Raw genomic sequence first — 22,817 nt, 5'->3', positions numbered from 1 at the left:
GGGGCGCAAGTGATCTTTGGAGTGAAGAACCGTCAGACCGGTTGCAGCAGCGGATTATTGACGATAGGTGGTCAGGAAGCGCCCGATCCGGCTGATCGCGGTCTCCAGGTCGTCGGCCCGCGGCAGTGTGACGAACCGGAAGTGGTCCGGCCGCGGCCAGTTGAAGCCGGTGCCCTGGACGATGTGGATCTTCTCGCGGAGCAGCAGGTCCAGCACGAACCGCTCGTCGTCGTGGATCCTGTGGACGGCCGGGTCGAGCTTGGCGAAGGCGTACAGCGCACCCTTGGGCTTGACGCAGCTGACGCCGGGCAGCTCGTTGAGCGCGCGCCAGGTGACGTCGCGCTGCTCGGTGAGCCGGCCGTTCGGCAGCGTGAGGTCGTGGATGGACTGGTGGCCGCCCAGCGCGGCCTGCACCGCGTACTGGGCCGGGACGTTGGGGCACAGCCGCATGCCGGCCAGCATGGTCAGGCCCTCCAGGTAGTCCCTGGCGTGCTCCTTGGGGCCGGAGACCACCAGCCAGCCGCTGCGGAAGCCGGCCACCCGGTAGGCCTTGGAGAGGCCGTTGAAGGTGAGGGTGAGGACGTCCTCGGAGAGCGCGGCCAGGCAGTGGTGCTCGACCCCGTCGTAGAGGATCTTGTCGTAGATCTCGTCGGCCAGCACGATCAGGCCGTGCCGGCGGGCGAGGTCCAGGATGCCCTCCAGGAGCTCCTTCGGGTAGACCGCGCCGGTGGGGTTGTTGGGGTTGATCACCACGATGGCCTTGGTGCGGTGGGTGATCTTCGCGGCGATGTCGTCCAGGTCCGGGTACCACTCGGCCTGCTCGTCGCAGAGGTAGTGCACGGCCTTGCCGCCGGCGAGGCGCACGACGGCCGTCCAGAGCGGGAAGTCGGGGGCCGGGACGAGCACCTCGTCGCCGTCGTCGACCAGCGCGGTGATCGACATCTGGATCAGCTCGGAGGCGCCGTTGCCGAGGTAGACGTCGTTGACGTCGACTCCGGTGACACCGCGCTGCTGGTAGTACTGCACGACCGCGCGGCGGGCGGGCAGGATGCCGCGCGAGTCGCTGTAGCCGTGCGCGTTGGGGAGGTTGCGGATGATGTCCTGCAGGATCTCCTCGGGCGCCTCGAAGCCGAAGGGCGCCGGGTTGCCCGTGTTGAGGCGCAGCACGCTGTGTCCGGCCTCCTCCAGGGCGTTCGCCTGGTCGACCACCGGGCCGCGGATCTCGTAGCACACGCCCGATAGCTTGCTGGACTGCCGATACTCCACTGGGGGCCTCCCGACCATCACCATGCTGGTTGCTTTGTTCTACCAAGTAACCACTTGGAAAGTCCAACCTTTTGGCTATGCTGATCCCCATGTCACGCCGAAGCTACGACCAGTACTGCGCTGTCGCCCGCGCCCTGGACGCGGTCGGGGAGCGCTGGAGCCTCCTGATCGTCCGTGAACTCCTCGGCGGCCCCCGCCGGTACACGGATCTGCACGCCGACCTGCCCGGCGTCAGCACCGACATCCTGGCCACCCGGCTCAAGCAGCTGGAGGGCGAGGGCCTGCTGATGCGCCGCAGGCTGGAGCGCCCGGCCAACGCCACGGTGTACGAACTGACCGAGCGCGGCACCGCGCTGCGCGAGGTGGTCGCGGCGCTGGGGGCGTGGGGCCTGGACGCGCTCGGCGAGCAGCGGCCCACCGACGCGGTGCGCGGGCACTGGGTCACCACCGGCCAGCGGGTCTAAGCCGCGCGCCGCCACACGCCCAGCGCCTCGGTCAGCCAGACGTGGGCCTCGCCCATCGTCGGCTCCGGGGTGAGTTCGCCGGCCAGGGTCCAGTAGCGGGTCATCGCCGGGTCGGCGGTGGCGATCAGCTGCTGGCCCAGCGCGATCCGGAAGTCGGCGGAGTCGACGCTGCGCTCCGCGCGGGCGTGCACCGCGACGAAGCAGTCCAGCGCCTGGCCCGGCTGCGGAGCGGCGGAGCGCGCCAACTCCGCGCCGGCCAGCGCGTACGCCTCGCCGAGGCCGTGGAAGAACTCCGGCGCGTCCTCGCAGTCCATCGGGCTCCGGCCGCGCACCGCCGCGGCCTCGGCGCGGTCGGCCGTGAGCGCGTGCAGCTGTGCGTAGGCCAGCGCCTGACGGGCCGTCGGCTCGTCCGGGAGCTCGGGCAGCGCGGCGTCGACGATCGCCGAGCGGAGCTTGGCGGGCATCCGCAGCGGCAGCACCCGGCGCCAGAAGTCGGCGAAGGCGTCCCGGCCGGGAGCATGCCGCATCGCCTCGCCCAGCAGCTCCAGCCCGGCCGGATCGCCGGCCGCCAACCGCAGCGCCCGCAGGCCGGCCGAGCGCCACCGCAGCTCCGTCAACTGCCGTTCCACCTCGTCCTGCTGGGAGGCCAGCGCGTCCTCCAGCGACAGCTCCGCCCGGACCACCGCACCGGCCAGCGGCAGCGGCAGCCCCAGCGCCCGCAGCCGGCGGATCGTCAGCAGCGTCTCCAACGCGGCCTCACCGTAGCGCCGATGGCCGCCGCTGCTGCGCGCGGGCGCCGGCAGCAGGCCGCCGTCGGAGTAGTGGCGGACGGTCTTCACGCTCACCCCGGCGGCCTCGGCGAGCGCCCCGATGGTGAAGCTCCGTTCGATCCCCGTGCTCATGCCTCCATGGTACGAAGCTGTTAGCTAGAGCCCGGCTCCATTTCGGCTGGATCCGCCGCGTCCATGGTGCTCCTGGCTTGTTCGGTCTAGGAGAGGACCCACTGACATGGCAGCGGAACCGGTGGTACACCGCACGGAGCACAGCATCGTGGTCGAGGCCGACCCGCGGACGCTCTACGGGCTGATCGCCGACGTCGGCGGCTGGTCGTACACCTTCCCGCCGAACGTGCACGTCGAGCGGGTGGGCGGGGACGCGGAGCAGGAGCGGCTCAGGCTCTGGGCGTTCGCCAACGGTGAGGTGCGCAGCTGGACCTCGCGCCGGGTGCTGGACGGCACGGCCCTGCGGGTCGCCTTCCAGCAGGAGGTCTCCTCCCCGCCGGTCGCCTCGATGCGCGGGGAGTGGCTGGTCGAGGCGCTCGGGGACGGTCGCACCAGGGTGGTGCTGCTGCACGACTTCACCGTGCTGGACGACGCGCCCGAGGCGGCGGACTGGGTGAACCGGGCCGTCGACGGCAACAGCAGGGCCGAACTCGGCGCGCTGAAGGAGGCGGCCGAGCTGCGCGCGGAGCGCCCCGGCACGCTGCTGTCCTTCGAGGACTCGGTCGACATCGAGGCGCCGGCCCAGGAGGTCTACGACTTCCTCCACCGGGCCGACCTCTGGCCGCAGCGGCTGCCGCACGTCTCCCGGCTGGACCTCACCGAGGAGCAGCCGAACGTGCAGACCGTGCGGATGGACACCCGGGCGACCGACGGGACGGTTCACACGACCGAGTCCGTCCGGGTCTGCTTCCCGCCCGACCGGATCGTCTACAAGCAGGTCAAGGTACCGGAGTTGATGGCTGCGCACACCGGTCGGTGGACGCTGGTGCCGACCGCGCACGGGGTCCGGGCCACCTCCCGGCACACCGTGGTCCTGCGGCCGGAGCGGGTGCGGGACCTGCTCGGGCCGCAGGCCACCCTGGACACCGCCCGTGACCTGGTGCGCCGTTCGCTGGGGGCCAACAGCACCGCGACCCTGCTGCTGGCCAAGAAGCTGACCGAGGCGGCCCGCAGCACGGGCTGAGGTCGGTGCCGACGGGGTCCCGGGCCAGGGCGGCCCGGGACCCCGTCGTGTTGCCGTCGGCAGGTCAGACCCGCGTCAGCGCCTGGTTGACCAACTGGAGCAGAGCCCCCGGCGACTCCGCGCCGTCGAGGTCCTCGTCGGCGATCGCGATGCCGTACTCGCGGGCGATCCGGCTGGTGGTCTCCAGCAGCGCCAGGGAGTCGTAGCCGAGTTCCTGGAAGTGCGTGTCCAGGATGTCGCCCTCCAGATCCACCGCCTCGTCCTGCCCCGCGGACTCGCGCATGATGCGCCGGAGGTCGTCGATGGTGAACTGCGTCGTGTGGTTGGTGTTCACGAGTGAGGTCCCCTTCCGAGGGTTGCCGGAGCCGGTCAGTGCGCGCGGCGGACGACGGCCGCCGCGTTGAAGCCGCCGTGGCCGCGGGCCAGGACCAGGGCGCAGTCGACCGTGACGGTCCTGGGCGAGCCCACCACCAGGTCGATGCCGAGGCCGGGTGCGGGCGCCGCCACGTTGGCGGTGTGCGGGAGCACGCCGTCGCGGATGCTCAGCAGCGCGGCGGCCAGGTCGAGTGCCGCGCCGCCGGCGTAGAGCCGGCCGGTCAGGCTCTTGGGGGCGGTGACCGGGACGGCTCGCGCTCCGAAGACGGCGGTCACCGCCTGGGCTTCGGTTCGGTCCAGCTCCGGAACGCCCGCGGCGTCGGCGAAGACCGCGTCCACCTGCTGCGGGTCGGTGCCGGCCTCCCGCAGGGCGCGGCGGATCGCGTGGGCGAGGCCGTCGGCCCCGGGTGTCTCCTGCGCCGGGTCGAAGGTGGCGGCGTAACCGGCGATCTCGCCGTAGACCCGGGCGCCGCGCCGGCGCGCCGAGTCGCGGTCCTCCAGGACGAGGTAGGCCCCGCCCTCGCCGGGGACGTGACCGCGGGCCTCGGTGGCGAAGGGGAGGTAGGCGTGGTCCGGCCGCTCCTCGGTGCTCAACCGGCCGGAGCTGAGCTGCCCGGCCAGGCCCAGTGGGCACAGCGCGCCGTCGACGCCGCCGGCCAGCATCAGCGCGGTGCCCTTGCGGATCTGCCGGCGGGCGTTGCCGACCGCGTCGAGACCGCCGGCCTGGTCGGTCACCAGGGCGCTGCCGGGCCCGCGCAGACCGTGCCGGATGGAGATCTGTCCGGTGTTGACGGCGTAGAACCAGGCGAAGGACTGGTAGGCACTGACGAACCGGCCGCCCTTGCTCCACAGGTTCTGCAACTCGCGCTGGCCGAACTCGAATCCGCCCATCGAGGAGGCGCTGGACACCCCCGCGCCGTACTCGGGCAGCTGCGCGGTGTCGGCCCCGCTGTCGCGCATGGCGGCGTCGGCCGCGTAGAGCGCCAGCCTGGTCATGTGGTCGGTCTGCGGCAGCAGTCTGCTCGGGATGTACGCGGCGGCGTCGAACCCGGGGACCTCGCCCGCCAGTCGGACGGGGTAGCCGGACGGGTCGAACCGGCTGATCGGCGCGATCCCGCCGCGCCCCTCCAGGGTGGCCTGCCAGTACTCCTCGGTGCCAAGGCCGTTGGGCGCCGCGACCCCGATGCCGGTGACCACCGGTGCCGCGCTCACACGCCGCTCCGCTCGGGCCGGGCCAGTACGACGGCGCTCTGGAAGCCGCCGAAGCCGCTGCCGACGCTGAGCACGCTGTCCACGCGTGCCTCCCGGGCCGTGATCGGCACGTAGTCCAGGTCGCACAGCGGATCGGGCTCGTGCAGGTTGGCCGTCGGCGGGATCAGGCTGTAGCGCATCGCCAGGACGCAGGCCACCAGCTCCAACGCGCCGATGGCTCCCAGCGAGTGGCCGATCATCGACTTCACCGAACTCACCGGCACCCGGTAGGCGTGGTCGCCGAGTGCCGTCTTGAAGGCAGCGGTCTCGTGCCGGTCGTTCTGCTTGGTGCTGGACCCGTGGGCGTTCACGTAGTCGATGGCCGCGGGGTCCAACCGGGCCTCGGTCAGGGCTAGTCGGACGGCCTCGGCCATCTCGGTGCCGTCGGAGCGCAGCCCCGTCATGTGGTAGGCGTTGCACCGGGTGCCGAAGCCCGCGACCTCGGCGTAGATCTGGGCGCCGCGCCGCCTGGCGTGCTCCAACTCCTCCAGCACCAGCACCGCGGCGCCCTCACCGAGGACCAGCCCGTTGCGGGTGGCGTCGAACGGGCGGGAGGCCCGCGCCGGGTCGTCGTTGCGGGGCGTGGTGGCCTTGATGGCGTCGAAGCAGGCCAGCGTGATCGGGGAGATCGGCGCGTCCGTGCCCCCGCTGACCACGATGTCGGCGCTGCCCTCGCGGATCAGGTCGCAGGCGTGGCCGACCGCGTCCAGGCCCGACGTGCAGCCGTCCGAGACCAGCGCCACCGGGCCCTGCGCGCCGACCAGCCGGGCCAGTTCGACCGCGATGGAGCTGGGGACGAACTGGTCGTACAGATGCGGCACGACGTATCCCGGGTCGACCAGCCAGTGCCGGCCCCCGTCACTGAGGACGGTGTACTCGGCCTCCATCGACGTGGTGCACCCCACCGCGCAGCCCAGCGCCACCCCGATCTCCCGGGCGTCCTCGGCGGCGAGGTCCAGGCCGCTGTCGGCGAGCGCCTCGCGGGCCGCGGTGACGGCGAACCGGGTCGCCCGGTCCATCCGGCGGATCTCCTGCGGGCTGAGCCCGGCTTCGACGGGGTCGAAGTCGCACTCCGCCGCGACTTGCGACCGGTAGGGCGAGGGGTCGAAGAGGGAGATGGTCCGGGTGGCCGTGCGGCCGGTCGAGATCAGGTCCCAGTACTTCTTCACCCCGGTTCCGCCCGGCGCAACCGCGCCGATTCCCGTGATGACGACGCGACGTTCCATGACATCCTCACTCGCAGTCCACAGGGTCCGGCAGTCCGGCCCCGCTGCTGACGCTGTCATCGCGATCTGGAACTCCGATGGAGCCGCCATCTACGTCAAGTGCCCTGCATCGGCAAGGAGTTCCGCCGCGGCCCGGAGGGTTTCGAGGTCGCTCGCGTCGTCCCCCGAGCGGACCGGCGACAGCGGGAGCACGGCCGACCGGCCGGAGGTCACGGCCGGGTGGCGGCGGGCCAGGCCGGTGAGCCCCTGCCCGGGGCCGGCCTCCAGCAGCAGGACGTCCCGGGCGGCCAGCAGCCCGTCCAGGGCGGGGCCGAAGAGCACCGGTGCTGCCGGTTGGCGGGCCCAGAAGCACGGATCGGTGGCCGTTCTGGCGCTCATCGGGCCGGGGCGATAGGCGGAGTGGAGCGGGAGCTGCGGCGGCCGGAGCGGGAGGCCGACCAGGCCGGGCAGCGCCAGCTCCGCGGCGGCCGCCAGGGCCGGACTGTGGAACGGCTTGCCGGCGCGGGCCCGGCGGCAGGTGAACCCGTCCGCGCGCAGCCGCCGTTCGGCGGCGTCCAGCGGTTCCTGCGGCCCTGCCAGCAGCACCTGGCGCGGCCCGTTGACGGCGCCCACCACCACGTCCGCGCCGAGGTAGCCGCTGAGTTGCTCGGCGGAGGCGTGCACCGCCAGCATGCCGCCGGCCGGGGTGTCGGCCAGCTGGGCCACCCGGTCGGCCATCAGGCCGGCGGCCTCCTGGAGGGTGAAGACCCCGGCCAGTGCGGCGGCGGCGACCTCGCCGACGCTGTGCCCCAGCAGCGCGACCGGCCGCACGCCCCAGTCCAGGACGGTTCGGCCCAGGGCCCAGTCGACGGCGAACAGCAGGGGCTGGGCGTGCTCCAGCGCGTCCAGGTCGACGCCCGGGTGCTCGGCGAGCCAGTCGTCGCGCAGTTCCGCGGCCCCGGGACCCCAGGCGTCGAACACCTCGTCCATCCGGTCGCGGAAGTCGGCCCGGCGGCGGTAGAGGCCTCGGGCCATGTGCCGCTGCTGGGCGCCCTGTCCGGGGAAGAGCAGCGCCACATCGCGGGCCGGTCGGATATCTGCGCGATTGTCCATCGAAGGCTCCTGATCAGGCAGTTGGTTGCCGAACTGTCGCACCGCCGACTCAAGGGCACGTCCACGCGGGATTCGGGGCCGTTCTTCCATCGGCTCTGGATTTCCCTTCCAGTGCCGGTTCCGACGATGACCGCAGCGGCCGGAAGGGTGAGATCCACCCGGAGGTCACGGCGGACCGCACGCAGCCGCCGGACGCGCACACCGCAGCGCGTCCGGCGGCTGCTCGCTGCCACCGCCGATCCGCTTCCACCACCGACCCGAGAGGGCAAGGAGCCATGAGGTTCGACGACCTGTACATCACGGGGGCGGCGGCTCATCTGCCGCCCCGCGTCACCGTCGCGCAGGCGCTGGAGCGCGGGGAGTGCGATCCGCAGTCCGTGCGCTCCAGCGACCTGCTGTCGGTCGCGGTCTCCGACGGGGAGTCGGGGCCGGAGATGGCCGCGTCGGCGGCCGGGACCGCACTGCGGCGGGCCGACGCCGACCCCGGCGAGATAGACCTGCTGCTGCACGCCACCGTCTACTACCAGGGGCACGACCTGTGGGCGCCGGCCTCCTACGTCCAGCGGCGCGCGCTGGGCAACCGCTGCCCCGCCGTGGAGGTCCGGCAGTTGTCCAACGGCGGCATGGCGGCCCTGGAGCTGGCGGCCGGTTACCTGGTCCCCGGCAGCGCGCGGGTCGGTGCGCTGCTGACCACCGGCGATCGGTTCTGTGCACCGGGTTTCGACCGGTGGCGCAGCGATCCCGGCACGGTCTACGGGGACGGCGGCACCGCGCTGGTGCTGTCGCGCAGGCCCGGGTTCGCGCGGCTGCGCAGCCTGGTGACGGTGGGCGACTCCGACCTGGAAGCCATGCACCGCGGTGCGGATCCGTTCGGCGCCGCGCCTTTCGAGCAGCGCCGGCCGATGGATCTGGAGGTGCTCAAGCGCCGGTTCATCGAGCAGGTGGGGACGTCCTACAGCGTCGCCCGGGTGAGCGCGGCGCAGACGGAGGTGCTCAAGCAGGCGCTGGCCGAGGCGGACACCGAACTCGCCGGGATCGACTGGTTCGTGCTGCCGCACTTCGGGCTCCGGCGGCTCACCTCCGGCTTCCTGCGCCGCTGGGAGGTCGCCCCGGAGGACACCACCTGGACCTGGGGCCGCACGGTCGGCCACCTGGGTGCCGGCGACCAGTTCGCGGGGCTGGCCCACCTGGCGCAGTCCGGCCGGCTGCTGCCCGGACAGCGCTGCCTGCTCGTCGGGGTGGGCGCCGGATACAGCTGGAGCTGCGCCGTGCTGGAGGTGCGGCACACGCCGGACTGGGCCGACTGACCGCGGTGCCCGGGCTCGTGGAGCCCGGGCACCGCGGTCACTTCGCCCGGGCCGCGGCGGGGAGCCGGGAGTGGACGGGCCGGCCCCGGCTGAGGATCAGGTCGAGCCGGCGCAGGGCCGAGACGTCCTGGAGGGGATCTCCGTCCACCGCGATCAGGTCGGCCTCCAGGCCGGCCGCGATCCGGCCGGTCACCCGGTCCAGGTCCAGCGCCCGGGCCGCGCGGGCGGTGGCCGAATGGAGGATCTCGGCGGCCGGCAGGCCCAGTCGGGCCATCACCTCCAGGCCGCCGACGAACGAGCGGTGCGGGGCGTGGTCGGTGCCCGCGTCGGTTCCGGCGATGATCTCCACCCCCCGCTCGTACAGCGCCCGCAGCGCGGGTCGGCGGTCGGCGGTCAGCCGGTCGAGCCGGTCCGCCAGCCGGGCGCTGATGGTCGGGCAGACCAGGATGCGCCGCTCCGCCAACTCGTCGGCCAGTTCGCCGTCCAGCGCGATCGCGCCCGCGGGCGTGACGAAGCTGCAGTGCTCGATGGTGTCCACGCCCGCCCGCACGGCCTGCCGGATGCCCTCCACCCCGTGGGCGTGGGCGGCGACCCGCTGGCCGAGGCGGTGGGCCTCGTCCACCGCCGCGGCCAGCTGGTGATCCGTGAACTGCACGGTCCACGGCGCCGAACCGGGGGTCAGCGCGCCCCCGGTCAGCATGATCTTCACGGCGTCGACGCCCCGGTCGTGCTGGGTGCGGATCAGCTGCCGCAGGTCGTCCGCGGTGTCGCACTCCCCGCCCATGAACCAGCAGTGCCCGCCGCTGACCGTCAGCGGCCGCCCCACCACCACCATCCTGGGGCCGGCCGCCTGACCTGAGCCGATCGCGTCGCGGACCGTGACGTCCAGGTAGCCGCGGGCGCCCAGATCGCGGGCGGTGGTCACCCCGGCGCCGAGCAGGTCGGCGGCGTTGTCCAGCATCAGCGCCAGCAGCTCGTGGTCCGGCATGGCCCGCATCCGGTCCATCGGCGCCGTTGCGCCGTCGAGGGCCAGGTGGACGTGGCAGTCGATCAGCCCGGGCATCAGGGTGCGGTTGCCCAGGGGTACCGGCTCGGCCCGTTCCCGCAGCCCGCCGGGGAGCTGGGATGCCGGGCCGGCCCAGCGGATGACGGCGCCGTCCACGAGTACGCCTGCGTGCGGGACGACGACGCCCAGGTCTCCGGTGAGCAGGCGATCGGCGGTGTAGTACTTCACCGTGCTTCTCCCGAGGAAGCCCCGGCGTTCACGCCGGGGAGGAATCGGGCCCGTGGCTCTCGGCGCGGAGCGCCGGAACGCCGCTCGGTAAGGCTCGACATAAGGATTTGATCTCCCGTCAGATCTCTATTACGGTCGTTCGTGTGAAGATCGTGGTGCAGGTGAAGTTGCTGACCGCGTCTGCGCATGACGCGGACGCATTGGCGGCGACACTGCGTGCCTGCAACCGGGCCGCGTCGTACACGGCCAAGGTGGCGTTCGAGACGGGCACCTACGGACGCAACGACTTGCAGAAGGCTGTCTACCTCGACCTCAAGGGCGCGTTCGACCTGTCCGCGCAACCCGCCGTGCGGGTGGTCAAGAAGGTCGTCGACGCCTACAACACACTTCGGGGAAACATCCGCAACGGGCACCTGACCGGGAGGGCCCGCAGGAAGGCACAGTCCAAGCCGATCGTGTTTCGCGAGGACGCCGCACAGCCGTTCGATGACAGGTGTCTCAGCTGGAACCTGGACCAGCGCACTATCAGCATTTGGACGGTCGCCGGACGACTGAAGGGCATCCGATTCGCCTGCTCCCCGCAGGCACTGAAGCTCCTTGCCTCGCGCAAGGGCGAAAGCGACCTCGTCGAGCGCGACGGAACGTTCTTCCTGATCGCCACGATCGACCTCCCGGAACCCGGGCTCCACGAGCATTCGGGCTGGCTCGGCGTGGATCTCGGCATCGTCAACATCGCCACCACCAACGACGGCGACAAGCTCTCCGGACGCCGACTCAACCGGTACCGCAAGCGGATGCGCACCACCGTCGCCAAACTCCAGGCCAAACGCACGAAATCCGCCAAGCGCCGGTTGAAGGCGCTGCGCCGTCGTGAATCCCGTTTTGCTACCGACACCAACCACGTCATCTCCAAGCGCATCGTCGTCATCGCTGAACGCACCTCGCGCGGTATCGCCCTCGAAGACTTGAAGGGCATCCGGCAGAGGGTCACGGCCAAGAAGGAACAGCGGTACGGACTGCACTCCTGGGCATTCGCCCAACTCGGCTCCTTCGTCGAGTACAAGGCGAAGCGGGTGGGTGTGCCCGTGGTCCGTGTGGACCCGCGCAACACTTCCCGCCAGTGCTCGGAGTGCCGGCACACCCACCGGTCGAACAGGGTGTCCCAAGCGTGGTTCGCCTGCCGCTCCTGCGGAGTGGTCATGAACGCGGACCTCAATAGCTCCCGCAACATCGCCCATCGGGCTGATGCTGTGTGGCAGCGGGGCAAGGTCAACTGCCCCAGCACCGCTTAGCGCGGTGCAGGACGCAGGCGACTCGCGGCAGCCAGCCACGGGTACGACTTGCAATCACGGCTCCAGGACCGGGTGACAAGCTCGGTCTTCCGGACCGAGAAGTTGACACTCGTTCCGTTCTGCGGGGTGGGGCAGGGCGGTGGGTTGTGTGTCAGTAGGAGCCGAGGCCGCCGCAGACGTTGAGCGCCTGGGCGGTGATGGCGGCGGCCACGTCGCCCGCCAGGTAGCCGACCAGGCCGGCCACCTCCTGCGGGGTCGAGTAGCGGCCGAGCGGGATCTTCGCCTGGAAGCGCCGCAGCACGTCGTCCTCGGTGGTGTCCCAGTGCTGGGCGTAGCCCTGGCGGACCCGCTCCGCCATCGGCGTCTCCACATAGCCGGGGCAGACCGCGTTGACGGTGATGCCGGAGGTGGCCAGTTCCAGGCCGAGGGCCTTGGTGAAGCCGATCACGCCGTGTTTCGAGGCCGAGTAGGGGGCGGCCAGCATGACGCCCTGCTTGCCGCCGGTGGAGGCGATGTTGATGACGCGTCCGCTGCCGCGCTCGACCATCCCGCCGGTCGTGAGCACCTCGCGGGTCACCCGGAAGACGCTGGTGAGGTTGGTCTCGATCACGTCGTCCCAGAGTTCGTCGGGCAGTTCGGCGGTCACCCCGCCGCCGTTGCGGCCGGCGTTGTTCACCAGGACGTGCAGCGGTCCGTACCGTTCGGTGGCCGCGGTGACGAGCTTGCGGGTGCCCTCGCGGTCGGTCACGTCGGCCGCGGTTCCGTCCACCTCCAGCCCCCGGCCGCGCAGTTCGTCGGCGACGGCGGCCACCTTGTCGCCGTCGCGCCCGCAGAGGAAGACCGCGTGGCCCTGCTCGGCGAGCAGTTCGGCCACCGCGAGGCCGATCCCGCTGGTGCCGCCGGTGACCAGCGCGGCTCGCTGCGGGGGGAGCGGCGGGCGGGGTGCGCTCGGTCGAGACGTCATGGTGGGTCCTTTCCGAAGGGCGGATGTTCAGCGGTGCAGCAGCGTGCGCAGGACCTCGTGCAGCCGGTCGGCCGGATCGGGGACGGCGCCCGGCGAACGCCAGGCGACGAAGCGGTCGGGGCGGACCAGCACGGCGCCCTGCCGGCCGATGCCGTAGGCGGCCGCGAACCGGCCGGTACCGTCCCGCAGTTGGCCGCTCCCGCGGTCGGCGCCGTCGATGCCGTGCACGGCCAGCCGCAGGCCCAGCCGGGCCGCGGCGGTCGTGGCGGCCTGCTGCCAGGCGGCGCCGTCCGGGCCGGTGAGCAGGACGAAGTCGTGGCCGAAGAGCGCGGTGGTGGAGGTCTCGGTGCCCTGCGCGGTCAGCAGCGGCAGGTAGGCGGCACGCGAACCGGGCCGGCCGGTGGGGTGGGACGGGTCCTCGATCAGCGCGCCGTCGTCGTCCGGCTCGGCGATCAGCGCGCCGACCGGATAGCGGTAGCCGAAGGCCACGGTCGACGGCGCCAGCAGCGCCGGGACGTCGTCGTCGGCGAGTTCCGGCGCGATCCGCTCCACCAGGTTGGCGAACTGCTGGTCCACCAGGAGTTCGGCGTACGGGCGGCGCTCGGCGTCGTGGCTGTCCAGCAGGCCGGGGCCGGCCGCTCCCCGGATCACGGCTGCCAGCTTCCAGCCCAGGTAGAAGCCGTCCAGGTAGGCGGTGTTGCCGCCCAGGCCGCCGGTCGGCGGCATCACGTGGGCGGCGTCGCCGACCAGCAGGACCCGCCCCTCGCGGAACCGTTCGGCCACCGCGCAGGCGATCTCGGTCTCGCCGATCTCGGTGATCTTCAGGGCCGTGCCGGCCAGACCGAGGTCGGCTGCCAGTTGGCGGGCGACCTGTTCCTCGCTCTGCTCCCAGCCGGCCGGGAGGTCGTCGGTGAGGTTGCGGAAGTAGCCGAAGAGGCCGGGGACCTCGGTGTTGAACAGGACGGCGCGCCCGACGTGGAACGCCGCGAACCGGCTCCCGTCGGCGGCTCCGGGGGTGTGCGCGAGGGCCTCGCCGAGGTCCGCCTCGAACAGCACCCGCAGCACCCGCCCGACCACGCCGCGGCCCCGCACCCCGATCCCCAGCGCCTGCCGCACCTCGCTGCGCCAGCCGTCGCCGGCCACCAGGTACTGCGCCCGGACGGTGCGGCGTTCACCGGTGACGGTGTGCTCGGTCACCGCGGTGACGCCGTCGGCGTCCTGGTCCAGCGAGACCAGCCGGGTGGAGAAGCGCAGCTCGGCCCCGAGTTCGCCGGCGCGCGCCGCCAGCACCGCCTCGGCCGAGGACTGACTGGCCGTGCACCACTCCTCGGGCGACACCTGGCGCATGCTGAGCTCGCGGCCGCTCACCAGGGTGCGCAGCACCGGCCCGGCCAGCGTCCGCGCGATGACCATGTGGAAGTCCGAGGCGAACGGACGGCTGAGCGCGTGGAGTCGGTCGGCGACGCCGGCCGCGCGCATCGCCTCCATGGTGTGCGGGTACTGGCCGGTGGCCTTCACCGCGGTGGACGTTCCGGGTCGCCGCTCCAGCACCAGGGGCGTGACGCCGTGCAGGCCCAGGAAGACGGCGGTGCTCAGCCCGGCCGGGCCGGCGCCGACGATCAGGACGGCTGTCTGTTCGACGGTCATGGTCGCTCCCTGCGCCGTCATGGGACGAGGACCACGCGGCCGAGCTGGGTGCGCTCCTCGATGATCCGGTGGGCCTGCGCGGCCTCGGTCAGCGGCAGCACGGCGTGGACGGCGACCTTCAGCCGCCCGTCGGCCACGTACCCGACCAGCTCGCGCCTGGCGGCGGCGGCCTGGTCCGGCGCGGCGGCGAGCCAGGCGTCGAAGGAGGACCCGACCACGTACTTGAGGCCGAACAGGTCCTTCATCGAGACCTTGGCGAGTTCGCCGCCGGCGTCGGCGAAGCCGTAGTAGACGAGTCGGCCGAAGGGCCGCAGCAGATCCAGGCTGGGCTGGAAGACCCTGCCCTCGACGCTGTCGAGCACCAGGTCGACGCCGGCTCCGTCGGTGGCGGCCCGGACCTGATCGGCCCAGTCGGGTCGGCCGTAGTCGACGACCTCGTCCGCGCCGTGGGCCAGGACGAAGTCGGCCTTCGCGGCGGAGCCGACGGTGCCGATCACCCGCCCCGCGCCGTACAGCACAGCCAGCTGGGTGACCAGATGGCCGATGGCTCCGGCGGCGGCGTGCACCAGCACCGTCTCGCCGGGCGCCAGCCGGCCGACGCGCAGGACGTTGTGCGCGACCTGGGCGGTGGAGGCCAGCGCGGTGGCGGTGGGCGCGTCGATGCTCTCGGGGACGGCCACCACGCGCGCGGCGTCGACCACCACGTAGTCCGCGTAGGCAGCGTCGACGGCCCAGGCGGCGAGCCGGTCGCCGACCGCGAAGCCGATGGTGTCCGGGCCGACGGCCTCGACCCGGCCGACCACGTCGCCGTGCGGCCGACCCGGCAGCGGGGAGGGGAACGGCGCGGTGCCGGAGCGCAGTTGGGTCTCGATGAAGTTGACGCCGACGGCCTCCGTCCGCAGCAGCAGGCGGCCGGGGCCGGGCCGGGGCGTGGGCACCTCCTGAAGCTGGAGGACGTCCGGGGCACCGTGCCGGGGGTAGCTGATGACGCGCATGAGCAGTCCTTCCGAGGAGGGGCGGTCAGACGGAGAGCACGACCTTGCCGTTGACCCTGCGGTCGAGCAGCGCCTGGATCGCTCCGGCGGCGTCGGTCCAGCCGGCCAGCACGCCCACCTGGGGGTCCAGCCGGCCGTCCTGGACCAGCCGGGCCAGCAGGGCCAGGTCCGCGCCGGCCGGCCGCCGACAGATCTCGTCGAGCAGGAAGAGGTACTCCAGTCGGACTCCGGGCCTGGCGTGGCCCCAGTCGGCCGGCAGGCGCAGCTCGGCCCGTTCGGTGTTGCCGAACACCACGGCCGTCGCGCCGCGGGTGAGCTGCCGGTAGCCCTGGCTGAACACCTCGCCGCCGACGCTGTCCAGCAGGATGTCCACCGGCTCGGCCGGCGGACGGTCGTAGCCGCTGAGCACCTGTGCGCCGAAGTCGGCCAGCCCCTGGCCGCGTTCCGGGGAGCCGACCCAGGCGAGGACCGCGGCGCCGCCGGCGGCGGCGAGCTGCACCGCGAACCGGCCGACCCCGCCGCCGGCCGCGGTGACCAGGACGCGTCGCCCGAGCAGCCAGCCCGCGCGTTGCAGGGCGTAGAGCGCGGTCAGTCCGGCCACCGGGAGCGCGGCGGCGTCGGTGTCCGACACGCCGTCCGGCACGGTGGCCAGCCGGTCGGTCCGGACGGTGGCGAGTTCGGCCCAGGCACCGGTGGACGCGAGCCCGGTGACCCTGCTGGTCAGCGGCGGGCCGCTGCCGTCGGCGGCGGCCCGGACCACGGTGCCCACCACGTCGAGGCCGAGCTGGGAGCCGACCGGCTGACGGGCGGCCAGCAGCAGGTCGGCGCGGTTGACCGAGGTGGCCCGTACTTCGACGAGAACCTCGTCGCTGCGCGGAACCGGGTCGGCGACGCTTTCCAGTCGCAGGTCCAGGGGGCCTCGGCCGGAGGTGACCAGCGCTTTCATACGGACTCCTCGTCAACAGGTCAGCGGGGGTAGCTCAGGTTTACGAAGACTCGCTTGATTCCTGATCCAGGGCGTATGGCGGCGTGGTGCCCGCCCCGTGCGCCACGCCGCCGCCGGGGTCAGCTCGGAGCGCTCTCCTGGAGCGCGCCCCCGGTCGGGGCCGCGGCGCGGAAGGCGACCGGCAGCAGCAGTGCGGCCAGGGCCGCCACGGCGCCGAACCCGATGATCACCCAGTAGGTGGTGCCGAAGGCGCCGGCGGGGGAGCCGACGGTGCCCGTGAGCCGGTTCTGCAGGGTGACGGCGATCAGCGCGATGCCGAGCGAGCCACCGATCTGGTTGAAGATGAACAGCGCGCTGGTCGCCCGGGCGCCGTTCGCCGGGCCGACCACCTGGTACATGTACGCCATGGTTCCGGGCGCGGTCAGACCGATGCCGAAGCCGGTGACGCCGAAGACCACGCACAGCCAGGCCTGGTTGCTGGCCGGGCCGACCTGCGAGAGCGCGAGCGTGCCCAGGATGGTGATGAGCATGCCGACGGTGGAGGTGAACCGTGCGGTGACCTTCGCGGCGGTCTTGCCCGAGGTGATCGCGCCGGCCGCGCCCAGGAAGCCGGACGGGATCAGCAGCAGGCCGGCGTGCAGGGCGCTGAAGCCGCGGGACTCCTGGTAGTAGAGCGGGGTGAGGAAGAGCAGGGTGTTGGCGACCGCGCCGACGAAGAACATCGTGATGACGGCCATGGTGAACCCGCGCTTGGAGAACATCCGCAGGTCGATCAGCGGGACCTCGCGGGTCCGCAGGGCGTGCACCACGTAGCCGACCAGGAGGGCGGCACCCAGCACGAACGCCACGATCACCTTCGGCGCGCCGAAGTCGCCGTCGTGGCCGGCGGTGGTGAGGCCGAAGACCAGGGCGGCGAATCCGGGGGAGAGCAGGGCCAGCCCGAGCAGGTCGAGCGGCTCCGAGGTCCGGCTCGGGCGTTCGGCGGGCAGCGTGCGCACCGCCAGGAGCAGCGCGATCAGGCCGATCGGCAGATTGATCAGGAACATCCACCGCCAGCTGATCGAGTCGATCAGCGCGCCGCCGACGATCGGGCCCAGGATCGGGCCCAGGGTCAGCGGAATGGAGATCAGCCCCATCGCCTTGGCGACCCGGGAGGGGCCCGCCGCGGCGGCGAGCACGCTCTGCACCACGGGGACGATCATGCCGCCGCCCAGGCCCTGGAGGACCCGGAAGACGATCAGCGAGCCGGGTGACCAGGACAGACCGGAGAGCAGCGAGCCGAGGACGAACACCGAGACCGCGACCAGCCACATCGTCCGGCCGCCGAAGCGGTCGACGGCCCAGCCGGCGAAGGGCGCCGCGACGGCCACCGCCAGCAGGTAGCCGCCGGTGACCCACTGGATCGTGGACAGCGGCGAGTTGAACTCGGCGGTGAGCGTCTTGAGACCGACGTTGACGATCGTCTCGTCGAGGAGCGCCATCAGCAGGGCGAGCAGGAGCACGCCGGCCATCCGCATGAAGGCGGGATCGAGGTCGCCGCTGCTGTCCGGTGGTGCGGAGGTGGAGGGGGAGGAGGGGAGCGAGGTATCGCTGGTCATGAGCACACACCGCCAGAGCGAGAGGGGACGGGTGGAACCATCGGAGGCCGTCGGACTCCGGGTGACGTCCACCATAGTATCAATGCAGAAGCATGTAGTTGCTTTGCCGAGATCCAGCCAACTTCCCGGAACGAACTGCCTGTTCGTGGGAGATGCCCATCCCTGTCTACTTGAACCATGTGCAAGTACATGGACTATGCATGCGAGTCGGTTACAGTGGAGCTCGCAGACGCCGGTTGGATGGGGAGAGGTAGCGTGTCGGAGAACCGCCGTACGGGACGCCCGGACGAGTTCGATCTGTTCCGCCAGGTGTCGGTCCTGACCAGCCGGGTGGTCCAGGTGCTGGAGAAGCAGCTGGTCCGCGACTACCAGATCTCCCTGCCGGAGCTGCTGGTGCTGGTCGAGCTGCGAGGCGGGCACCAGCGGGGCATGCGCATCCAGGACCTGGCCGACGCGGTCGGCCTCGACCAGTCCTCGATGAGCCGCATGGTGACCCGGCTGGAGAAGAAGGCCCTGACCAGCCGCGTCAGCTGCGACTACGACCGGCGCGGCGTCTACTGCGAACTCACGCCGCTGGGGCGCGAGCGCAGCGAACAGGCCGAGGCCGTCTGCCGAAGAGAGCTGGGCGCCGTCTTCGACGCGGCGGCCTTCGACGACCGCACCGCCGCACTGATCGCCCGGCTTCGGTACAACGCACCTGCCACCAAGGAGTCCTGACATGTCGACAGCTGAGAGGCGTTCGTGAAGTTATCCGTCCTGGACCAGTCCGTGGTGCCCGAGGGCTCCAGCCCGTCCGACGCGCTGCGCAACAGCCTCGACCTGGCCAAGCTGGCCGACCGGTTGGGCTACCACCGCTACTGGGTGGCCGAGCACCACGCGACCTCGTCCTTCGCGGGCCCGGCTCCGGAGATCATGGTGGCCCGAATAGCCGCCGAGACCTCGGGGATCCGGGTGGGCTCCGGCGGCGTGCTCCTGTCGCACTACAGCCCGCTGAAGGTCGCCGAGGTCTTCCGGGTTTTGCACGCGCTCTCGCCCGGCCGGATCGACCTGGGGATAGGGCGCGGTACCGGCGCGGGGAGTCTGGAGGCGCACGCCCTCAGTCCGGGGCAGGCCCAGGACGGCGGGGGTGACTTCCCGGCCGGCTTGGCCGAACTGATGGGCTTCCTGGGAGACGGGTTCCCCGAGGGCCATCCGTACGCCCGGATCGAGGTGATGCCCGCGGTCCCGGGCGGTCCCGAGATCTGGCTGCTGGGCGCCAGTACGGGCAGTGCGGTGATGGCGGGCCGACTCGGACTGCCGTACGTGTTCGCGCACTTCGGCCGGCCGCAGCTGACCAGGGCGGCGGCCGAGGCCTACCGGGAGAATTTCGACCACGGCAGTGGGGCCCGTCCGCGGTTCTCGGTCGGAATCGGCGTCTACTGCGCGCAGACCCAGGAGGAGGCGGAGGCGGTCTTCGCCAGCCAGCGGCTCTTCCGGCTCCGGATGAGCCGCAATGTCCTGCTGCCGCTGCCCGCGCCGGAGACCGCGCTGGAGCTGCTGCGCGGCGAGGTGGAGCCGCTCGCCTCCGAGCGCAGCGAGTGGCCGCGCTGCGTGGTGGGCGACCCGGGGCAGGTGCGGGACGAGCTGGAGTCGATGTCCCGCGCGTTGGAGGTGGAGGAGTTCATCGTGCTGTCCACGATCCACTCGCCGAAGGCGCGGATGCGTTCATACGAACTACTCGCCGAGGCATTCGAGCTGGCCGGGCGGAATCATGCCATAGATTGACTGGACTCGGACAATTTCTCGAATGCCGCTGTCCGGTCCTGGGTAGGTATCGCCCCAACTTGATTGTGCAGGAAGCGATCCGAGGGCGGAGCTGGCTGTGAACGGGGACGCTGCGCAAGGTGTGGACTTCAGGATTCTCGGTCCGTTGGAGGTTGTGTACGGCGGCCGGACGCTTCAGGTGAACGCGCCCAAGCAGCAGGTCCTGCTGGCCTCGCTGCTGCTGCGGGCGAACCGGGTGGTCCCCACGGAGGAACTCGTCCGGCGCCTGTGGGACGCGGACCCGCCGCGCGAGAGCAGGGCCGCGCTCCAGGTGCACATGGCCAGGCTGCGCGGGCTCCTCAAGGCCGACGGCGCTCTCTCGAACGGCGACCGGCCGCTCATCTCGACCCAGCCGGGCGGCTATCGGATCAGTGTCCCGCGCGACTCGCTCGACCTGTTCCGCTACCGCAAGCTGGTCGACCGGGCCCGCGAGGCCCGTCGCTCGGACCACCTGACCGGCGAACTCGCCCTGATCAAAGAGGCGTTGGGCCAGTGGAGGGGCGAGGCGCTGAGCCTGGTCGGCTCGGCCTCGCTGCAACGGGAGGTGGTCCCGCAGCTCCAGGAGGACCGGCTGGCGCAGCTCGAGCGCCGCTTCGACCTCGAACTCGCCCTCGGGCAGCACGCCGACGTCATCGCCGAGATCAGGGCGCTGGCCGCGGAACACCTCCTGCGGGAGCGGTTCCGCGGCCAACTGATGCTCGCTCTCTACCGCAGCGGCCGACCGGCGGCGGCGCTCGACGCCTACCGCGCGTACGCCCGGCTGCTCGACCGGGAACTCGGCATCCGCCCCGGCGACGACATCCAGCTGCTGCACAGCCGGATGCTGTCCAACGCCGCCGAGCTGGACCTGCCGGCCGATGCCCCGGTCCGGACGCCGAAACCGGCCACCGTGCCGCCGCTCGGCGAGGCCAGCCGGTTCTGGCAGGTGCAGTGCCAGCTCCCCACCGACATACCGGACTTCGTGGGCCGGGCCGAGCTGCTGGAGGCCGTCCTGGCCGAGCTGAGCCCGGACGCCCTACGCACCGCCGTCCCGGTGATCAGCCTGGTCGGCCCGCCCGGCGGGGGCAAGACCGCACTCGCGCTGCGGGCCGGGCACCGGCTGGCACCGCACTTCCCCGACGGCCAGTGGTACGTCCGCCTCAGCGACACCTGCGGGGTGCGCCGGACGGGGGAGGAGATCCTCTCGGAACTGCTGCGCGCCTCCGGCGCCGAGGTGGGCAGCCCGTCGGTGGGCCGCGACCACCTCGCCAAGACCTTCCGCAGCAGACTGGCCGGTCGCCGGGTACTCCTGGTGCTCGACGACGTCCACGACGCGGAGCAGATCAACGACCTGCTGCCCGGCACACCGGCCTGCGCGGTGCTGGCGGTGAGCCAGGACAACCTGCCCGAGCTGGTCACCCTCTACGGCGCCCGCACCTTCACCGTGGACCTGCTCTCCGCGACGGACTCCGCCCGGCTGCTCACCGCCATGGTCGGGGTCGAGCGCACCGCGGCGGCCGCCTCGGACGTCGCCGAACTCGTCGAGATCTGCGGGCGGTTACCGCTCGCACTGCGGATCGCCGGGGGGCAGCTGGCCAGCCGCCCCTGGCGCAGTATCGAGTCCTTCGTGGCGGAGCTGCGGGACGGGGACCCGCTCGCCGTGCTCGCCGTCGGCGACACGCCGCGGACCGCGCTGCGGGCGGCGTTCAGCCTGGCGTACCGGGCTCTGCCCGCGCTCTCGCAGCGGTTCTTCCGGATGCTGGGCACGGCGCCGGACGTCACCCTGACCGCCGACACCGCCGCCCGGCTGCTCGGCGTCGACGCCAGCGTGGCCGCCCAACTGCTCTACCGGCTCGCCGACGCCCACCTGATCGAGATCGAGGCGCCGGAGCGCTACCGGTTCCACCGCCTGATCGCCCTGTTCGCCGCCGAGCGCGGCCGGGCCGAGGACGAGCACGCCGAGCGCCAGCAGGCCCTGCGGCGCCTGTGCGACTGGTACCTGCGCCGCACCGAGGCCGCGGTGCGCGCGTGCTACCCGGGCTTCATCCGGATGCCGTCGCCCGAGGGCGGTGAGCCCGACGTCCGTCCGGACGAGGACGAACACGTCGCGCAGGCCTGGCTGCGCACCGAGCACGCCAACCTGGTGGCCGTCACCGTCCGCGCCTCCGACGAGGGCCTGGGACTGGTCAGCGTCCGGCTCGCCGACATGCTGCGCGGCTACTTCATGCTCGGCCGGCACTCCACCGACTGGCTCACCGTCACCCAGGCCGGGCTGGCCGCCGCGGAAGCCACCGACCAGCCCTGTGCGGCCGCCGTGATGCGGCTCGGGATGGGTCTGGCCCTCCAGGGCCTCAACCGGCTGGAGGAGGCGACGGCCTGCCTCACCACGGCCTGCCGGGAGTTCGAGCGGCTCGGCGTGAGCGACTTCGAGGCGGTGGCGGTCAACGCGCTGGCGATGAACCAGCTCCAGCAGCCCACCAAGCGGTTCGACCAGGCCGTGGCCCTGCTGGAGCGCGGACTCGACCTCGCCCGCACGCTCGGACTGCTGCACGTCGAGTCCCGCAGCCAGATGTACCTGGGCATGGCGCGGCACGGGCAGGGCGAGCTCTCGCCGGCGTACGACCACCTGCGCCGCTCGGTGGCGATCCTGGAGGAGCTGGACGTGCAGCGCTCGCTGTCCGAGGTGCTGGTCCGGCTCGGCGTCGTCTGCTGCGACCTCGGCCGCTACCACGAGGCGGCCGGATACCTGTGCCGGGCGCTGCGGATGAGCCAGGACTTCCAGGCCGTGCACTCGGCCGCGCTCGCCTCGTACGGACTGGCCCGGGTCTACCGCGGGACCGGCGAGACGCAACTCGCCCTCCAGCACGCCGAGGACGTGCTGCGGATCTCGCGAGAGCAGAACTACCTTGCGCTGGAGGCCAATGCGCGCAACCTGCTCGGCAGTCTGCGGCTGACGCAGGGTCATCTCGAGCTGGCCGGAACGGAGTTCCAGGCGGCGCGCGCGACGGCCAACGAGATCGGCCACCCGCAGGCCGCTGCCGAGGCCCTGATCGGCCTGGCCCGGCTGGACCTGGCGGTCGGCCGCCCGCTCGAGGCCTGCGACCATGCCGCCAGGGCCCTGGAGGCCTCCTCGGGCTCCGGGCTGAAGCTGTACCAGGCCCGGGCGCTGGCGGTGCTCGGCGTTGCGGAGACCCGGGCCGGCGATCCCGCGGCAGGCAGTCGGCACCTGAGCGCCGCTGCGGCGATCAGCGCGGCGATGGTCGGCGACACCGGCCCCGACGGGCCGTGCCGGGCCTTCCCCTGGCTGGCCGACCTGCCCGACGCAAGCGGGACCACAGGGGCGTAAGTCGCCGGTAGGGCAGGCGCAAGCGGCACGGCGCAAGGTGGGTTCAGCCGGTTCGCTCCGCCCACCG

General features: G+C 72.4%; 18 protein-coding genes and 1 pseudogene. 7 read left to right on the top strand and 12 right to left on the bottom strand.

Translation table 11 applies throughout. The annotated features are described in order from the left end of the window. Positions 1 to 54: 54 nt before the first annotated feature. The gene (locus tag P3T37_RS08945; RefSeq protein ID WP_280722939.1) at positions 55 to 1,266 is read right to left on the bottom strand and encodes a pyridoxal phosphate-dependent aminotransferase; all 1,212 of its coding nucleotides are present in this window, start codon (positions 1,264 to 1,266) and stop codon (positions 55 to 57) included. A gap of 89 nt (positions 1,267 to 1,355) precedes the next feature. Here P3T37_RS08945 and P3T37_RS08940 point away from each other — a divergent pair. Beyond that, positions 1,356 to 1,706: pseudogene (locus P3T37_RS08940) on the top strand (helix-turn-helix domain-containing protein); the annotation flags it as partial. Positions 1,707 to 1,726: 20 nt separating this feature from the next. Here P3T37_RS08940 and P3T37_RS08935 read toward each other — a convergent pair. Then, positions 1,727 to 2,632, bottom strand: a complete 906-nt coding sequence (locus P3T37_RS08935) for a MerR family transcriptional regulator (protein ID WP_280722938.1) — start codon at positions 2,630 to 2,632, stop codon at positions 1,727 to 1,729. Positions 2,633 to 2,738: 106 nt separating this feature from the next. On the opposite strand from P3T37_RS08935, the gene P3T37_RS08930 reads away from it, so the two are divergent. Then, complete coding sequence (locus P3T37_RS08930; protein WP_280722937.1) at positions 2,739 to 3,695, top strand: aromatase/cyclase; 957 nt, start codon at positions 2,739 to 2,741, stop codon at positions 3,693 to 3,695. Positions 3,696 to 3,759: 64 nt separating this feature from the next. On the opposite strand, the gene P3T37_RS08925 is transcribed toward P3T37_RS08930, so the two are convergent. The 4 genes from P3T37_RS08925 to P3T37_RS08910 all read right to left on the bottom strand — a co-directional run bounded on the left by P3T37_RS08925 (position 3,760) and on the right by P3T37_RS08910 (position 7,639). Then, the gene (locus tag P3T37_RS08925) at positions 3,760 to 3,978 is read right to left on the bottom strand and encodes an acyl carrier protein (protein WP_280723143.1); all 219 of its coding nucleotides are present in this window, start codon (positions 3,976 to 3,978) and stop codon (positions 3,760 to 3,762) included. Positions 3,979 to 4,064: 86 nt separating this feature from the next. Continuing rightward, positions 4,065 to 5,282, bottom strand: coding sequence for a ketosynthase chain-length factor (locus P3T37_RS08920; protein WP_280722936.1), 1,218 nt, complete (start codon positions 5,280 to 5,282; stop codon positions 4,065 to 4,067). Beyond that, the gene (locus P3T37_RS08915; RefSeq protein ID WP_280722935.1) at positions 5,279 to 6,547 is read right to left on the bottom strand and encodes a beta-ketoacyl-[acyl-carrier-protein] synthase family protein; all 1,269 of its coding nucleotides are present in this window, start codon (positions 6,545 to 6,547) and stop codon (positions 5,279 to 5,281) included. Before P3T37_RS08915 ends, P3T37_RS08920 begins: the two co-directional genes overlap by 4 nt. A 90-nt stretch (positions 6,548 to 6,637) precedes the next feature. Next, entirely contained in the window at positions 6,638 to 7,639 is a 1,002-nt protein-coding gene (locus P3T37_RS08910) for an acyltransferase domain-containing protein (RefSeq protein ID WP_280722934.1), read from the bottom strand. A 275-nt stretch (positions 7,640 to 7,914) separates the two neighbouring features. On the opposite strand from P3T37_RS08910, the gene P3T37_RS08905 reads away from it, so the two are divergent. Continuing rightward, entirely contained in the window at positions 7,915 to 8,946 is a 1,032-nt protein-coding gene (locus P3T37_RS08905; RefSeq protein WP_280722933.1) for a ketoacyl-ACP synthase III family protein, read from the top strand. 37 nt (positions 8,947 to 8,983) lie between these two features. Here P3T37_RS08905 and P3T37_RS08900 read toward each other — a convergent pair whose 3' ends face one another. Beyond that, positions 8,984 to 10,180, bottom strand: a complete 1,197-nt coding sequence (locus tag P3T37_RS08900; RefSeq protein WP_280722932.1) for an amidohydrolase family protein — start codon at positions 10,178 to 10,180, stop codon at positions 8,984 to 8,986. Positions 10,181 to 10,323: 143 nt separating this feature from the next. Between P3T37_RS08900 and P3T37_RS08895 the strand changes: the two genes are divergently transcribed. Continuing rightward, on the top strand, positions 10,324 to 11,472 hold the full coding sequence (locus P3T37_RS08895) for a transposase (protein WP_280722931.1): 1,149 nt from the start codon (positions 10,324 to 10,326) through the stop codon (positions 11,470 to 11,472). Positions 11,473 to 11,623: 151 nt separating this feature from the next. Here P3T37_RS08895 and fabG read toward each other — a convergent pair whose 3' ends face one another. The 5 genes from fabG to P3T37_RS08870 all read right to left on the bottom strand — a co-directional run bounded on the left by fabG (position 11,624) and on the right by P3T37_RS08870 (position 17,622). Beyond that, a complete protein-coding gene (fabG, locus tag P3T37_RS08890) occupies positions 11,624 to 12,436 on the bottom strand; it encodes a 3-oxoacyl-ACP reductase FabG (protein WP_280722930.1) in 813 nt (270 codons plus the stop codon). 27 nt (positions 12,437 to 12,463) lie between these two features. Beyond that, on the bottom strand, positions 12,464 to 14,083 hold the full coding sequence (locus tag P3T37_RS08885; protein WP_280722929.1) for an FAD-dependent monooxygenase: 1,620 nt from the start codon (positions 14,081 to 14,083) through the stop codon (positions 12,464 to 12,466). Between the two features lie 17 nt (positions 14,084 to 14,100). Further along, on the bottom strand, positions 14,101 to 15,078 hold the full coding sequence (locus P3T37_RS08880; protein ID WP_280722928.1) for a zinc-binding dehydrogenase: 978 nt from the start codon (positions 15,076 to 15,078) through the stop codon (positions 14,101 to 14,103). 25 nt (positions 15,079 to 15,103) lie between these two features. After that, positions 15,104 to 16,024: a zinc-binding dehydrogenase gene (locus P3T37_RS08875; protein ID WP_280722927.1), complete on the bottom strand. Its 921-nt coding sequence runs from the start codon at positions 16,022 to 16,024 to the stop codon at positions 15,104 to 15,106. A 119-nt stretch (positions 16,025 to 16,143) separates the two neighbouring features. Then, positions 16,144 to 17,622: a DHA2 family efflux MFS transporter permease subunit gene (locus P3T37_RS08870; protein WP_280722926.1), complete on the bottom strand. Its 1,479-nt coding sequence runs from the start codon at positions 17,620 to 17,622 to the stop codon at positions 16,144 to 16,146. A gap of 255 nt (positions 17,623 to 17,877) precedes the next feature. On the opposite strand from P3T37_RS08870, the gene P3T37_RS08865 reads away from it, so the two are divergent. From P3T37_RS08865 to P3T37_RS08855, 3 genes are all read left to right on the top strand, one after another. Beyond that, entirely contained in the window at positions 17,878 to 18,339 is a 462-nt protein-coding gene (locus P3T37_RS08865) for a MarR family transcriptional regulator (protein WP_280722925.1), read from the top strand. Between the two features lie 24 nt (positions 18,340 to 18,363). Further along, positions 18,364 to 19,386 (top strand): LLM class flavin-dependent oxidoreductase, encoded by a 1,023-nt coding sequence (locus P3T37_RS08860; RefSeq protein WP_280722924.1) that lies wholly within the window; start codon positions 18,364 to 18,366, stop codon positions 19,384 to 19,386. A gap of 154 nt (positions 19,387 to 19,540) precedes the next feature. Continuing rightward, positions 19,541 to 22,750 (top strand): BTAD domain-containing putative transcriptional regulator, encoded by a 3,210-nt coding sequence (locus P3T37_RS08855; protein WP_280723142.1) that lies wholly within the window; start codon positions 19,541 to 19,543, stop codon positions 22,748 to 22,750. Positions 22,751 to 22,817 lie beyond the last annotated feature (67 nt).

The organism is Kitasatospora sp. MAA4 (genome assembly GCF_029893355.1).
Classification (GTDB): domain Bacteria; phylum Actinomycetota; class Actinomycetes; order Streptomycetales; family Streptomycetaceae; genus Kitasatospora.
Note: the sequence above shows the minus strand (reverse complement) of the source record. Positions and strands in the feature narration are given on the sequence as shown.